At 71.8% G+C, this 13,780-nt stretch carries 14 protein-coding genes; 10 read left to right on the top strand and 4 right to left on the bottom strand.

What is annotated here, in order from left to right; translation table 11 throughout:
• The first annotated feature begins 25 nt into the window (after window positions 1-25).
• The 3 genes from ACIA6C_RS06940 to ACIA6C_RS06930 all read left to right on the top strand — a co-directional run bounded on the left by ACIA6C_RS06940 (window position 26) and on the right by ACIA6C_RS06930 (window position 2,110).
• Window positions 26-1,075, top strand: coding sequence for a family 2 encapsulin nanocompartment cargo protein polyprenyl transferase (locus tag ACIA6C_RS06940; RefSeq protein WP_399273429.1), 1,050 nt, complete (start codon window positions 26-28; stop codon window positions 1,073-1,075).
• 164 nt (window positions 1,076-1,239) lie between these two features.
• Entirely contained in the window at window positions 1,240-1,839 is a 600-nt protein-coding gene (locus tag ACIA6C_RS06935; protein WP_399273426.1) for a GNAT family N-acetyltransferase, read from the top strand.
• A 67-nt stretch (window positions 1,840-1,906) separates the two neighbouring features.
• Window positions 1,907-2,110, top strand: coding sequence for a hypothetical protein (locus ACIA6C_RS06930; RefSeq protein WP_366080701.1), 204 nt, complete (start codon window positions 1,907-1,909; stop codon window positions 2,108-2,110).
• 74 nt (window positions 2,111-2,184) lie between these two features.
• Here the strand turns inward: ACIA6C_RS06930 and snpA are convergent, their stop codons facing one another.
• The gene (gene snpA, locus ACIA6C_RS06925) at window positions 2,185-2,844 is read right to left on the bottom strand and encodes a snapalysin (RefSeq protein WP_399273424.1); all 660 of its coding nucleotides are present in this window, start codon (window positions 2,842-2,844) and stop codon (window positions 2,185-2,187) included.
• Window positions 2,845-3,052: 208 nt separating this feature from the next.
• Here snpA and ACIA6C_RS06920 point away from each other — a divergent pair, with 208 nt between their 5' ends.
• The 3 genes from ACIA6C_RS06920 to ACIA6C_RS06910 all read left to right on the top strand — a co-directional run bounded on the left by ACIA6C_RS06920 (window position 3,053) and on the right by ACIA6C_RS06910 (window position 6,100).
• Window positions 3,053-3,985, top strand: coding sequence for a LysR family transcriptional regulator (locus tag ACIA6C_RS06920; RefSeq protein ID WP_361128799.1), 933 nt, complete (start codon window positions 3,053-3,055; stop codon window positions 3,983-3,985).
• Window positions 3,986-4,257: 272 nt separating this feature from the next.
• Window positions 4,258-5,184: a DUF4097 family beta strand repeat-containing protein gene (locus tag ACIA6C_RS06915; RefSeq protein WP_361128796.1), complete on the top strand. Its 927-nt coding sequence runs from the start codon at window positions 4,258-4,260 to the stop codon at window positions 5,182-5,184.
• Between the two features lies 1 nt (window position 5,185).
• Window positions 5,186-6,100: a helix-turn-helix transcriptional regulator gene (locus tag ACIA6C_RS06910; protein ID WP_399273421.1), complete on the top strand. Its 915-nt coding sequence runs from the start codon at window positions 5,186-5,188 to the stop codon at window positions 6,098-6,100.
• Between the two features lie 464 nt (window positions 6,101-6,564).
• On the opposite strand, the gene ACIA6C_RS06905 is transcribed toward ACIA6C_RS06910, so the two are convergent.
• Together ACIA6C_RS06905 and ACIA6C_RS06900 are read right to left on the bottom strand one after the other, a co-directional pair.
• Window positions 6,565-7,527: a zinc-binding dehydrogenase gene (locus tag ACIA6C_RS06905; RefSeq protein WP_399273419.1), complete on the bottom strand. Its 963-nt coding sequence runs from the start codon at window positions 7,525-7,527 to the stop codon at window positions 6,565-6,567.
• A gap of 523 nt (window positions 7,528-8,050) precedes the next feature.
• On the bottom strand, window positions 8,051-9,253 hold the full coding sequence (locus tag ACIA6C_RS06900) for an NADP-dependent malic enzyme (protein ID WP_399273417.1): 1,203 nt from the start codon (window positions 9,251-9,253) through the stop codon (window positions 8,051-8,053).
• Between the two features lie 526 nt (window positions 9,254-9,779).
• Between ACIA6C_RS06900 and ACIA6C_RS06895 the strand changes: the two genes are divergently transcribed.
• From ACIA6C_RS06895 to ACIA6C_RS06880, 4 genes are all read left to right on the top strand, one after another.
• Entirely contained in the window at window positions 9,780-10,736 is a 957-nt protein-coding gene (locus ACIA6C_RS06895) for an ABC transporter substrate-binding protein (protein WP_361128787.1), read from the top strand.
• 36 nt (window positions 10,737-10,772) lie between these two features.
• The gene (locus ACIA6C_RS06890; RefSeq protein ID WP_361128784.1) at window positions 10,773-11,723 is read left to right on the top strand and encodes an amino acid ABC transporter permease; all 951 of its coding nucleotides are present in this window, start codon (window positions 10,773-10,775) and stop codon (window positions 11,721-11,723) included.
• Window positions 11,720-12,487 (top strand): amino acid ABC transporter ATP-binding protein, encoded by a 768-nt coding sequence (locus tag ACIA6C_RS06885; RefSeq protein WP_136215062.1) that lies wholly within the window; start codon window positions 11,720-11,722, stop codon window positions 12,485-12,487. Before ACIA6C_RS06890 ends, ACIA6C_RS06885 begins: the two co-directional genes overlap by 4 nt.
• Window positions 12,488-12,665: 178 nt before the next feature.
• Window positions 12,666-13,295: a CGNR zinc finger domain-containing protein gene (locus tag ACIA6C_RS06880; protein WP_399273414.1), complete on the top strand. Its 630-nt coding sequence runs from the start codon at window positions 12,666-12,668 to the stop codon at window positions 13,293-13,295.
• Here the strand turns inward: ACIA6C_RS06880 and sodX are convergent.
• Complete coding sequence (sodX, locus tag ACIA6C_RS06875) at window positions 13,199-13,618, bottom strand: nickel-type superoxide dismutase maturation protease (RefSeq protein WP_399273412.1); 420 nt, start codon at window positions 13,616-13,618, stop codon at window positions 13,199-13,201. The genes ACIA6C_RS06880 and sodX overlap by 97 nt on opposite strands.
• Between the last annotated feature and the right edge of the window lie 162 nt (window positions 13,619-13,780).

Here is a 13,780-nt window from a genome sequence, read left to right as displayed (position 1 = left end):
GGCTCGGGGTACGGCGGGACACACCATGGCGACGACCAGTGCGGTCACCACGGGCGAGGGCCAGGAAGCGGCGGCCCTGCTGGAACGGACGAGGGAGACGGTCAACCCGCGACTGCGCCGGACGGTCGAGCTCCTGCCCGGCTCCATGCGGCGCGTGGCGATGTACCACTTCGGCTGGGAGCACGCGGACGGCACCCCCGCCGTGGGCAACCCGGGCAAGGCCATCCGCCCCGCCCTGGTCCTCGCGGCGATGCGGGCCCTGCGCGGGCCGGGCGGCGAGGAGGAGGACGTCGTCCGCGCGGCGGTGGCCGTGGAACTCGCGCACAACTTCACGCTCCTGCACGACGACATCATCGACAAGGACGCCAGGCGGCGCGGCCGGCCCACGGCCTGGACCGTGTTCGGCATACCGGACGCGCTCATCACGGGCGACGCCATGATGGCGCTCGCGCTGAAACAGCTCGCGGAGGACCCGCACCCGGCCTCGGCGGCGGCGGCCGCCCGCCTCGCGGCCTGCGTCATCGAGCTGTGCGCGGGGCAGCAGGCGGACTGCGCCTTCGAACAGCGAGCGGACGTCTCCCTCGACGAGTGCCTGACGATGGCCACCGCCAAGACCGGGGCCCTGCTGGGCTGCGCCTGCGCGCTGGGCGCCCTGTACGCGGGGGCGGGGCCGGACGAGGCCGACGCGATGGACGGCTTCGGCAGGGAGGCCGGGCTGGCCTTCCAGCTGATCGACGACCTGATCGGCATCTGGGGCGACCCCGGGCACACCGGCAAGCCCGCCGGGGCCGACCTGATGGCCCGCAAGAAGTCGCTGCCCGTCGTGGCCGCCCTCACCTCGGGCACCGCGGCCGGGGCGGAGCTCGCCGATCTGTACGCCGGCCCCATGACCGGGGACGACGTACGCAGGGCCGCCGACGCGGTGGAGCGGGCGGGCGGCCGCGACTGGGCGCAGGCCCACGCGGCCGACCGGATGGGCCGGGCGGTGCAGCAGCTGTCGCGGGCCGTACCGGACCTCGGGGCGGCGGGCGGCCTGCTGGCACTGGCGGAGTTCGTCACGCGCCGCACCAGGTGACCCGGCGGCACCAGGTGACTCCGTCCCCCCAGGTGGCTTCGTAGGACCCGCAGGGGGACAGGCCTGTTCCGGCACCGCATGGTGCCGGAACAGCCCTGTCCGCGTTCGGGGCCCAACTCTAGGATCACTCACTGTTGTTGAAACGTGAGCGAGGGGTGGGTTCCGTGGTGCTGGAGATACGCAGGGCGGGTCAGTCGGACCGGGACGCGGTGGCCCGGCTGCTGGACGAGGCGTTCCGCGACGACCCGGTGAGCAGCTGGGTCTTCCCGGACCCGGCGCACCGGGCGGCGGTGCACGGGAAGTTCCTCGGCGTGTTCGTGGACGTCGCGCTGGCCGAGGGCCGGATCGACTACGCGGCCGACGGCTCGGCGGCGGCGCTGTGGCTGCGGGTCCCGGCCGGGGACCACGAGGGGGACGCCGAGGACGACGTCCCGGCGATGATGCGCGCGGTGGCCGACCCGGACAACGAGCGCTGCGAGCTGGTCGGCCGGCTGACGGGCGAGGTGCACCCCACCTCCGAGGAGCACGAGTACCTGCTGATGATCGCGGTGGCGCCGGGGCGGCAGGGCGAGGGGCTCGGTACGGAACTGATGCGGCCGGTGCTGGAGCGGTGCGACCGCGAGGGCGTACCGGCGTACCTGGAAGCCAGCAGCGAGCGCAGCAAGGCGCTGTACGAGCGGCTCGGGTGGCGGTTCACGGGCACGGCGGTACGGCTGCCGGACGGGCCGCTGATGTGGCCGATGTGGCGCAAGCCGCAGCCGTGAGGAGCCCCGCGCCGCCCCCGTCGGCGCCCGCCCCGACGGATGCGCCGAACCGGCCTACCGTGGAGGTATGGCCGGTGAAGAACGACAGCGTGCGGGTGCGGCGGACGCCGCGCAGGCCGGGCACGAGCAGGAGTCGTGCCCGGTCTGCGGGCGCCCCGTCGAGCGGGTGATCGTCGGGCGGCGCAAGTCCCTCGGGATCTTCGTACCGGACTGGGGGCCGGGGCCGTGCGCGGACCCCGACTGCCCCCGGTACCAGGGCTCGGCGGGTTAGCCCGGCGGGTCAGCCCGAGGGGTTCGCCCGGCGGGTCGGTCCAGCGGGTCGCGTCGGCGGGTCGGCCCGGCGGGTCAGCTCTTGGTGCCCAGGCCCGAGGCGACGAGGCCGTTCGCCCAGAGCTGGTTCACGCGGGAGCGCTCGGTGCTGTTCGGGTACGGGTTGGTGCACGAGGTGCCCGGCCCGCCGCCCGACATCAGCTCGCTGCACGGGCCCGAGTAGTGGTCCGGCAGCCCCAGCACGTGCCCGGTCTCGTGGGCCGTCACGCGGGTGGAGTCGTACTGCTGGTTCTGCGCGTAGTCGAGGAAGATGTAGCCCCGGCCGTGGCCGTCGGTGCTCGCGTACGAACCCCGGGAGTCGTTGCCCTCGTAGTACGAGAAGTTCCCGCCCGAGGACACCTCCTGGAGCTTGACGTTGGACACGGAGCCGTTCCAGATCTGGGTGGAACGGGCTATGACGGTGCGGAAGCTCGGCGCGTTGCGGGTGTTGTAGGTGACGGTCACGGACATGAGGCCGGGGTTCGCGGCACGCTGCTCGGCCACCGAGCGCTGCACGGCCTCGAAGAAGGCCCGGTTGGCGGCCTGGTTCTCGGGCGACCGCTCGTACGCGGCGTAGCTCGCGGTGTTGCCGGACGGGGCGGGGGCGGCGCTGGCGGTGGGGGCGATACCGGCCAGGGCGGCGGCCAGCACGAGACCTGCGGCGGCGGCCGGAACGGCCGTACGGGAGTGGCGCATGTGGGGGAGCTCCTACTCATCCGGTGTGGGGGGTGGGTCGTTCGGTACCGGAGTCTGCGGGAGCGTCACCGCTCGGCGGATGATGTCAGCCACCGATAACACCGGGCTATCGGTAGGTTTTCGGTAGGCCAACTTCCGCGAAATTGGCGGGATTCGGGGGGATACCGGTGGCTGGTGCGGCCGACCGGGGCCGCCCTACCCTCTGGTCATGGAGCTTGAGGTCAGGCATCTGCGCGCACTGTGCGCCATCGCCGACGCCGGCAGCCTGCACAAGGCCGCGCGGGAGCTCGGCGTGAGTCAGCCCTCCCTGACCACCCAGCTCCGCCGGATCGAACGGGCCCTGGAGGGGGAGCTGTTCCTCCGCGAACGGACCGGCTGCCGGCCCACGCCGTTCGGGCGCACCGTACTGGGGCGGGCGCGCCCGCTGCTGGCCGAGATGGCCGCCCTGGTGGCCGACGCCCGCGCGGTGGCCCGCGGGCCGCGCCTGCGGATCGGCTCCACGGCCAGCCGGGCCCTGCCCGGGTGGCTGCGCCGACTGCACCGGCGCTCGCCCGAGACGGAGACGTCGCTGGTGGTCGACGTGTCGGCCAACGCCCTGCTGCGGATGGTGGACGCGGGGCAGCTGGACGTGGCGTTCGTGCACGAGGTCGAGGGGTGTCCGCTGCGGGTGCCGCCAGGGCTGGAACTGCGCGTGCTGATGGAGCGGGAGCCGCAGTTCGTGTCCATGTCCCGGGACCATCCCGCCGCGCGGCGGCCGGTGGTGGAGTTACGGGAGCTCGCCGCCGACCGCTGGACGGTCGACCCGTCCGTGGACGGCGAGTGGGACGGGCTGCGGAGGGTCTTCGCCGGCGCCGGGGTGGACCCGCCGGTGCTGCACGCCGACTACCACACCGCCACCTCGCTGATCATCTCCGGTGAGGCCGTAGCCCCCTGCCAGCCGACCTCCGGCCCCCGCGACGACATGGCGATCCGGCCACTGTCCGGCGACCCGCTCGCCGTGCGGCTGCTGCTGGCGAGCCGGCCGGGCGCCCATGCCGAGGTGTACGAGGACCTTCGCGCCGCCTATCGCGAAGCCGCCCTGCGGACCCCGCCCTACCGGGCGTGGCTGCACCACCACGCGAGCCCGCTGCTGGCCGCGTAGGCCCGTTCCTTCCCGCATCCCGCACTCCCCGCACTCCCCTCCCGCTTCCCCGGACTCCGTCCGGCCCTCGGGCTGCCCGTGCGCGTGTCGGCGTACCGGCGTGCGGGCGTACCGGCGTGCGGGCGTATTGGCGTGCACCCGTGCCCGGGTAGCGGCGGATCCGCGTGTCGGCTGCTTGACTTCCCCGATCCGCGATATATCGTGTTCTTAGAAGACGCGATATGTTGCGAGCGTCGAGCCCCGTTGGTGCGCCCCCGAGGAGGATCAGAACCATGGCAGAGCAGATGACGTGGTCCGTCGCCGAACCGCAGAAGCTCACCTTCGAGCAGCCGGTGACCGAACTCCGCGTCCGCGTCGTCGGCGGCACCGTGAACGTTGTCGCCGCGGCGGACGACGGCCCGGCCCGCCTCGAAGTGGCGGAGGTCGAGGGGCCGCCCCTGCACGTCGTACAGGACGGCGGCACCCTCACCCTCTCCTACGAAGACCTGCCCTGGAACGGTTCCCAGGGCTTCAAGAAGTGGTTCGAGGGCAAGCCCTGGAAGGCCTGGACCGGCTCCGCCGACGGCCGCAAGGCCTGGGAGCGCAGCGCCACCGTCACCCTGACCGTGCCCGCCGCCACCGTCGTCCAGCTGGCCACCGTCAGCGCGGCCGTCTTCGTCTCCGGTATCAGCGGCGCCACCGACGTCAACGGCGTCAGCGGCGACACGACGCTGGTCGGGCTCTCCGGCAAGGTCAAGGCCAACACCGTGTCCGGCAGCGTCGAGGCGCAGTCCGTGCACGGCGAGCTCGGCTTCCACTCCGTCTCCGGCGGCCTGACCGTCGTCGACGGCGCGGGCGGCAGCGTACGGGCCGACTCGGTCAGCGGTGACATGCTCATCGACCTCGTGCTCGACCCCGCCGACACGCGGCCCGTCGACATCACCTTGAACTCCGTCTCCGGACAGGTGGCGATCCGCCTCCCGCACCCCGCCGACGCCCGCGTGGAGGCCAACACCGCCACCGGCGGCGTCTCCAACGCCTTCGAGGACCTGCGGGTCACCGGCCAGTGGGCCGCCAAGCGGATCACCGGCACGCTCGGCGCCGGCACCGGGACGCTGCGCGCCACCACCGTCTCCGGTGCCATCGCCCTGCTGCGCCGCCCGGCGGCCGACGGCCCCGAGGCCCCCACCCCGCTCGCGCTCGACAAGAAGGTGCTCTGACATGCCGCCCGTCTTCGCTCACGGACGCCTGCGCCTGTACCTCCTCAAGCTGCTGGACGAGGCCCCGCGCCACGGGTACGAGGTGATCCGGCTGCTGGAGGAACGCTTCCAGGGGCTGTACGCGCCCTCCGCGGGCACCGTGTACCCGCGACTCGCCAAGCTGGAGGCGGAGGGACTGGTCACGCACGCTACCGAAGGCGGGCGAAAGGTGTACTCCATCACCGATGCGGGCCGCGCCGAACTCGCCGACCGGGGCGGCGAACTCGCCGACCTGGAACTGGAGATCCGCGACTCCGTCTCCGAACTGGCCGCGGAGATCCGGGACGACGTCCGGGGCGCGGCGGGGGATCTGCGGCGCGAGATGCGGGCCGCGGCGGCCTCGGCGACGGCCACGCACGGCGAGGACGAGGGCTGGAAGGCGGCCAAGGAGGAACTCCGCAAGGCCAAGGCGGAGTGGAAGGAGCAGGCGCGGCGGGCGAAGGACGAGAGCCGCCGGGCGCGCGAGGAGGCGCAGCAGGCGCGCCGCCAGGCGAAGGAGGCGCAGGAGCGGGCGCGCGAGGAGGTCCAGCGCATCGCGAGCCAGCTCCAGGAGCAGTTCGCCAAGTCGGGCGGCGTGCTGGGAAGTCTCGCGGGGGCGTGGCTGGGCGGCGCGGGTGGCGCCGGTGGCCACGGAGGTGCGGGTGCGCAGGCCGGGCGGCCGAGCGCTCCGTCGGCGGAGGCGGGGTGGGCCGATGACCTGGCCCCGACGGCCGATCCGGTGCGGGACCTGGACCGGCTGCTGGACCGCTTCCGCGACGACGTCCGCGACGCGGCGCGGGACCACGGGGTGTCGCCGGCGCAGCTGGCCGAGGCCCGCGCCCACCTGGCCGCGGCGGCGGCCCGCGTCACGGCGGCGCTCCGCCCCGACCGGGCGTAGCCGCCGACCGGTAGCCCCCGACCGGGCGTAGCCGCCGACCGGGCGTCCCCCCGGTCCGGGCCGGCCCGTGCGGACCCCACCGGCCCGGCCCGCGCCGTCCGGTGCCGCGACGAGAGGGTCCCGCGTACCCCTGCCGACGGTGGAGGCACCTCCCGCGGCTGCGGGGTAGAGCCCCGGCTCCGGCCGCCCCGGCTCGGGCAAGCCCCGGCTCCGGCCGCCCCGGCTCGGGCAAGCCCCGGCGGGTGCCCCATCGCCGCCCTCGCGGCTTCCTGGACCCACTCCCGCCCGGACTCCGTCCGGGGCCCCCACGGGGCTCCAGTCGGCCGGGGTCCGGCGGGCGGTCCGCCAGGGGTCCGGCGCCTCGACCGCCCGGCGGGGCCGGGTTGGCGCGGAGCCGGTAGCGGCGGCTCCGCCCCGGCCGTGAGCCGGTGGCGGTCGGCGGGGCCGCTCCGGCAGCGGGGGCGTCAGACCGTGAGGACGATCTTGCCGAAGAGGTCGCCCGAGGCGAGTTTTCCGAAGCCTTCGCGGGCGCGGTCCAGGGGGAGGACCTCGTCGATGACGGGCCGTACACCGGTGGCCGCGCAGAACGCCAGCAGGTCCTCCAGCTCGTCCTTCGAGCCCATCGTCGAGCCGACCACCCGCAGTTCCAGGAAGAAGATCCGCGTCAGTTCGGCGTGCGCCGGCCGGTCCCCGCTCGTCGCGCCCGAGATGACCAGCGTGCCGCCGGGGCGCAGGGACTTGACCGAGTGCGACCAGGTGGCCGCGCCCACCGTCTCGATGACGGCGTCCACCCGCTGCGGCAGCCGCGCACCCGGCTCGTACGCCTCCACCGCGCCCAGTTCCACCGCGCGCTTGCGCTTCGCCTCGTCCCGGCTCGTGGCGAAGACCCGCAGGCCGGCCGCCTTGCCGAGGACGATCGCGGCGGTGGCGACACCGCCGCCCGCGCCCTGGACGAGGACCGAGTCCCCCGGCCGCACGCCCGCGTTGGTGAACAGCATCCGGTAGGCCGTCAGCCACGCCGTCGGCAGGCAGGCGGCCTCCTCGAAGGACAGCTCGGCGGGCTTGCGCAGCACGTTCCAGGCGGGGACGGTCACCTGCTCCGCGAAGGTCCCCTGGTAGCGCTCGGTCAGGATCGACCGCGGCTCGTCCGGGCCGACCCCGTGGCCGCTCTGGCCGATGACGGAGTGCAGGACGACCTCGTTGCCGTCCTGGTCGGTCCCGGCGGCGTCGCAGCCGAGGATCATGGGGAGTTTGTCCTCGCCGAGGCCCACCCCGCGCAGTGACCACAGGTCGTGGTGGTTGAGGGAGGCGGCCTTGACGTTGACGGTCACCCAGCCGGGGCGGGCCCCGGGAGCCGGGCGTTCGCCCAGTTCAAGGCCGTTCAGCGGCTGGTCGCGGTCGATTCGGGCGGCATAGGCAGCGAACATGCCGCGACGCTACCGCCCGGTAGCGCGAGGGGCCACCCCCGTCGGGGCGCGGCGGGTGAGGCCTTCGTCGCAGTGACCGTGAACACCCCTCGCCACTCGCGGGAACCGAACAGGGGGTTTCACGCGTCTGGAACGGGCCATCCGCCGTATCCAGGCGGAAGGAGTAGTCCATCCCTCAACTTCCACTCGTACCAGTCGGTTTGGGGGTGGCCGGTGGTCAACCGGAATGCCATTCGAGCCCGTCGGCGGGGGTAACATTCTGGCCATGCGGCGCGCTCGCCATGAGCCTGTCATCTGCGGGCTGTCGTCTGCAGCCTGTCATCTGCGCCGCGGTCCTCTTCGTGTGGCCGTACGCCGCTCCGCCGTGCGCCCGGCCACACGACAGGCGCGGCGACCCCTCCCGGTTCGGGGGCCAGGAGGGTGCGTCCGCGACAGGTCCGAGTGCAACGGGAAGGGCCCGGTCGGATGGAAATCATCCGACCGGGCCCTTGCCCGTGGGTCGTGCTTCGCGCCGGAGCGGCGATCAGGCCAGGCGGGCCACGCCGTCCGCCTTCGCCGCCGCGGCGACCGCGGCCGCGACGGCCTCGGCGACGCGCTCGTCGAACGGGGAGGGGATCACGTAGTCGGCGGCGAGCTCGTCACCCACGACGCCCGCGATGGCGTCGGCGGCGGCGATCTTCATGCCCTCGGTGATCCGGGTCGCGCGCACCTTGAGGGCGCCCGCGAAGATGCCCGGGAAGGCCAGCACGTTGTTGATCTGGTTCGGGAAGTCCGACCGGCCGGTGGCCACGACCGCCGCGTACTTGTGCGCGACGTCGGGGTGGACCTCCGGGTTCGGGTTGGCCATGGCGAAGACGAAGCAGTCCTTCGCCATGGTCGCCACCGCCTCCTCGGGGACCGTGCCGCCGGAGACGCCGATGAAGACGTCCGCGCCGGACAGGGCCGCTTCCAGGGGGCCGGACTGACCGGTCTTGTTCGTCAGGCCCGCGATCTCGGCCTTGACGTCCGTCAGGTCCGAGCGGTCCGCCGAGACGACGCCCTTGCGGTCGGTGACGCACACGTCGCCGATGCCCGCGTCCACGAGGATCTTGGCGATGGCGATGCCGGCCGCGCCCGCACCCGAGATCACGGCGCGCAGGTCGCCGAGGGTGCGGCCGGTGAGCTTCGCCGCGTTGCGCAGGGCGGCCAGCGTCACGATGGCCGTGCCGTGCTGGTCGTCGTGGAAGATCGGGATGTCCAGGGCTTCCTGGAGCCGGCGCTCGATCTCGAAGCAGCGGGGCGCGGAGATGTCCTCCAGGTTGACCCCGCCGAAGGACGGCGCGAGACGGATGACCGTCTCGATGATCTCGTCCGTGTCCTTGGTGGCGAGCGCGATCGGGACCGCGTCCACTCCACCGAACTGCTTGAACAGGATGGCCTTGCCCTCCATCACCGGGAGGGAGGCCTCGGGACCGATGTCCCCGAGGCCGAGCACGGCCGTGCCGTCGGTGACGACGGCGACCACGTTGGACTTCCACGTGTACTCGTTGACGAGTTCCGGGTTCTCCGCGATGGCGCTGCAGACCTTCGCCACGCCGGGCGTGTAGGCGAGGGACAAGTCGTCCTTGTCGCGGACCGGCACGGTGGCCTGCACGGCCATCTTGCCGCCCCGGTGCAGTGCGAACACCGCGTCGGGGTTGTTGTCCGTCACGCTGTCGCTGCGAGGATTGACGATCTCCGCTGCCACTTGTTTGACCCCTTAAGTCTTTAATCGTTGAGGGTGGCCACTCCTGGTTAAGGGGTGGGCGGGCACCGCGTCCGTCTCCGCATCGACGGGTTCGTCCCGCCTCCGCGAAGGGGAGGTTTCGTACGCGCGGGCGCGCCGCACACGCGCCCTGAGCCCCGGATGAGGGGTGTAAGGATCTGTTCTACCTGAAAAACGGGCCCCCGGACGAGTCGATTGCCTCACGTTCGCAGGTCTCTTGCCCCGGTTTCACCGAAAAGTCCGGACGTTACTGTCCGATAGACGAGACCCACCGTAAAAACTGCGGCCAAACACCCGGTCCGCAGTGCATAGTGCGGCCGCACGGCCCCGCAGCCGCAGTCCTGATCGGAACCCCGGGTGGCCCGTTATCCGATTTTGACCTGACGACCACCCTGAATGTCGCAGTCCGAATGGCAAGATGCCGTAATCACACAGGTCGCTGCACTCGATGGTGCGTGCCCCGACCGTTCTCGGATGCTTTTTTCCCCACTGCCGGAGGAACCAGCTCATGACCGCAAGCACCACCCGTCGTACGACCGCCGCACGGTCCCGGATCGCCGCGGTCGGCGCGATCGCGGTCGCCGGCGCCCTGATCCTCACCGGCTGTGGCGACCAGACCAAGAGCGGCTCCGGGAACTCCGCCTCCTCGGGCACCAAGTCCAGCAGCGCCCCGCTCTTCTCGGCCCTGCCGAAGAAGATCCAGGACGCCGGTGTCCTCAAGATCGGCACCGACTCCGCGTACGCCCCGATGGAGTTCGTCGAAAACGGCAAGATCGTCGGTGTCGACCCCGATATCGCGGACGCGCTCGCCAAGCAGCTCGGTGTGAAGGTCCAGTTCACCGCCGGCACCTTCGACGGCCTGATCACCTCGATCTACACGGGCCGCGAGGACGCGATCATGTCCTCCATCACGGACAACAAGGTGCGCCAGGAGGGCCTGGACGACAAGGGCCAGAAGATCGGCAAGGGGATCGACTTTGTCGACTACTTCTCCTCCGGTCTCTCGCTCCTCGTCAAGAAGGGCAACCCCGAGGGCATCAAGACCCTCGACGACCTGTGCGGCAAGACCGTCGCCGTCCAGCGCGGAACGACGTACGAGGACGAGTTCAAGAAGCAGGCCGAGAAGTGCGGTGACAAGAAGCTCACCATCCAGGCCTTCGACACCGACGCCGAGGCGCAGACCCGCGTCAAGGCCGGCGGCGCCGTCGCCGACCTGAACGACTACCCGGTCGCCGCGTACACCGTGAAGACCTCGGGCGGCGGCAACGACTTCGAGATCGCCGGCCAGCAGACCGGCGTCGGCCTCTTCGGCATCGGCGTGAGCAAGGACAACACGCAGCTGCGCGACGCCCTCAAGCAGGCCCTCGACGCCACCATCAAGGACGGCTCCTACGCCAAGGCCCTGGAGAAGTGGAACGTGCAGGACAGTGCCGTGAAGTCCGCCACGGTCAACGCCGGTCAGTAAGTCCCGCGCTCCACGCTCCACTGAAGGGCAGTCATTGTGACTGACAAGATCGACAAGGGTCCGGCCGCAACCCCGCCGGCCGGACCCGGCGCCTCGGGAACCCCGTACGAGGCGATCAAGGCAATTCCCGTACGGCACTACGGCCGCTGGGTCAGCGGTGTCATCGTCGTCGCGCTCCTGGCGTGGCTCGTCTACGCCTTCTCCCAGGGCAACGTCATCTGGGGGACGGTCGGGGACAAGCTGTTCGACCCGGCCATCCTCGGCGGCCTGTGGAACACCATCCTCATCAGCGTCGCCGCCATGGCGCTGGGCCTGGTGCTCGGCATCGTGTTCGCGGTGATGCGCCTCTCGAAGAACCCGGTGACCAGTGCCGTCTCCTGGCTCTACATCTGGTTCTTCCGCGGCACCCCGGTGTACGTCCAGCTGCTGGTGTGGTTCAACCTGTCGCTGATCTTCGAGTACATCAACCTCGGGCCGATCTACAAGAACTACACCGTCGCCGTCATGACCCCGTTCATGGTCGCCCTGCTGGGCCTGGGCCTGAACGAGGGTGCCTACATGGCGGAGATCGTCCGGGCCGGCATCCAGTCCGTCGACGAGGGCCAGACCGAGGCCGCGCACGCGCTCGGCATGCCCCAGACGAAGACGATGCGCCGTGTCGTGCTGCCGCAGGCGATGCGGGTGATCATCCCGCCGACCGGCAACGAGTTCATCAACATGCTGAAAACCTCCTCACTGGTCTCGGCGGTGCAGTACACGGAACTCCTGCGGGCCTCGTCCAACATCGGCAACACGGCCGGTGCCATCATGGAGATGCTGTTCGTGGCATCCGTCTGGTACCTGGCCCTGACCAGCGTGTTCAGCGTCGGCCAGTACTACCTGGAGCGCCGCTTCGCCCGAGGTTCCACGCGGAGCCTGCCGCCGACGCCGTTCCAGCGCCTGCGTGCCAACCTCAACATGTTCCGCCGTACGGAGGTCGCGCGATGACCGCCCAGCCGATGGTCAAGGCAGAAGGCGTCCACAAGTCGTACGGCGCCGCCCACATCCTCCGGGGCATCGACCTCGAAGTCGCCCCGCGCGAGGTCTTCTGCCTGGTCGGTCCGTCCGGCTCCGGCAAGTCGACCTTCCTGCGGTGCATCAACCACCTGGAGCGCATCAACTCCGGGCGCCTGTCGGTGGACGGGCAGCTGGTGGGCTACCGCCAGAAGGGCGACAAGCTCTACGAGCTCAAGGACAGCGAGGTCGCAGCGCAGCGCCGCGAGATCGGCATGGTCTTCCAGCGCTTCAACCTGTTCCCGCACATGACGGCCATAGAGAACGTCATGGAGGCGCCCGTCCAGGTCAAGGGCGAGAGCAAGGCGGTGGCGCGCGAGCGCGCCGTCAAGCTGCTCGACCGCGTCGGCCTCGGCGACAAGGGCGGGAACTACCCCTCCCAGCTGTCCGGCGGCCAGCAGCAGCGCGTGGCGATCGCCCGCGCGCTGGCCATGGAGCCCAAGCTGATGCTCTTCGACGAGCCCACCTCGGCGCTCGACCCGGAGCTCGTCGGCGACGTCCTGGACGTCATGCGGGACCTGGCCGAATCGGGCATGACGATGATCGTCGTGACCCACGAGATGGGCTTCGCCCGCGAGGTCGGCGACAACCTCGTCTTCATGGACGGCGGTGTGGTGGTCGAATCCGGCCACCCGCGCGAGGTCCTCGGCAACCCGCAGCACGACCGGACGAAGGCGTTCCTGTCCAAGGTGCTGTAACTGCGCCGGGCGCTTCGGCGGCCGCCGGATCACCGAGCGCTTTACGAGCGCTGTGCGAGGGGCGGTACGGATTCCCGTACCGCCCCTCCGCGCTGCCCGGCGCACCCCCGCGACCGTAATACCCTTGTAGCTGTCTCAGCCGTTACCGGGACCTCATCCGCAGCCGTAAGGACTCGACGTGGAACTGGCCCATTACTCGGACTACGCCGTGCGCCTGGTCAACACCGAGGAGCCGGCCCGCAACAAGGACTCCCTCACCTCGGTGGACGCCGTACGCGCCCTCTTCGGCGCCGGGGTGCAGGCCGCACGCCGCGTCACGGACGCTGACGTCACCCGCTTCCGCAACGTCCGGGGCCGGCTGCGCTCGGTCTTCGAGGCCGCCGACGGCGGCGACCACGTACTCGCCGTCGACCTGCTGAACTCCCTGCTGATGGAGTTCCCCGTCAGCCCCCAGGTGACCGGCCACGACTCGCTCGGCGAGGACGGCCGCCCCCACTGGCACATCCACCTCGCGGACCACCCCTCGAACGCCTCCGCGGGATACGCCGCCCTCGCCTCCTTCGGGCTGGCCTTCCACCTCACCGAGCACGGCCCCGACCGCCTGGGCCTGTGCCGGGCGGCGCCCTGCCGCAACGCCTACCTCGACACCTCCACCAACCGGTCCCGGCGCTACTGCTCCGACCGCTGCGCCACCCGGGCGAACGTGGCGGCCTACCGGGCCCGCAAGCGCCTGGAGGCCGAGGAGTCCGCGCGCAGCGGCCGCAGCGCCGAAACCGCCCAGGACAGCCGCGCCCTCAGCGAACGCTGACCTGCGGGGAGCGGCCGCAGCCGCAGCACGGCCGTCGCCAGCACCAGCTCCTCGGGCACCGTCCCGTAGTCGGTGCTGTCACCGGTCTCGTTGTACGGGTTGTCGCCGAGCACCCACCAGCCGCCCGGCCGCCGCTCCACCGCCCGCTTGACCACCAGCAGGTCCTGCTGGAAGGGGTGGCGCAGCACCACGACGGCTCCCGGTCGCACGGGCGCCCCGTAGCGGACCAGCAACCGGTCCCCGTGCAGCAGGGTGGGGACCATCGAGGGCCCCGACACCTCGGCCAGCCCGAACTGCCCGCCCCGGCGCGCCCTGTCCACCATGTACGACCTCCTCGTTCCTCCCGCATGCTGCCGCACACCGCCGTAGGTTCGCTCACCGCCGCCGGTACGACGCTGGACTTTTGTCCGAAGCCCACGGGGCCGCCCGCGAATTCCGCATGCCGAGCGAGTAATCTCGCCCTTGAGAAGACGATCACGAGGAGG

This window comes from Streptomyces sp. NPDC051578 (assembly GCF_044454045.1).
GTDB lineage: Bacteria > Actinomycetota > Actinomycetes > Streptomycetales > Streptomycetaceae > Streptomyces.
The sequence above is the reverse complement of the archived record's forward strand: the minus strand, read 5'-3'. Positions and strand labels throughout refer to the sequence as shown.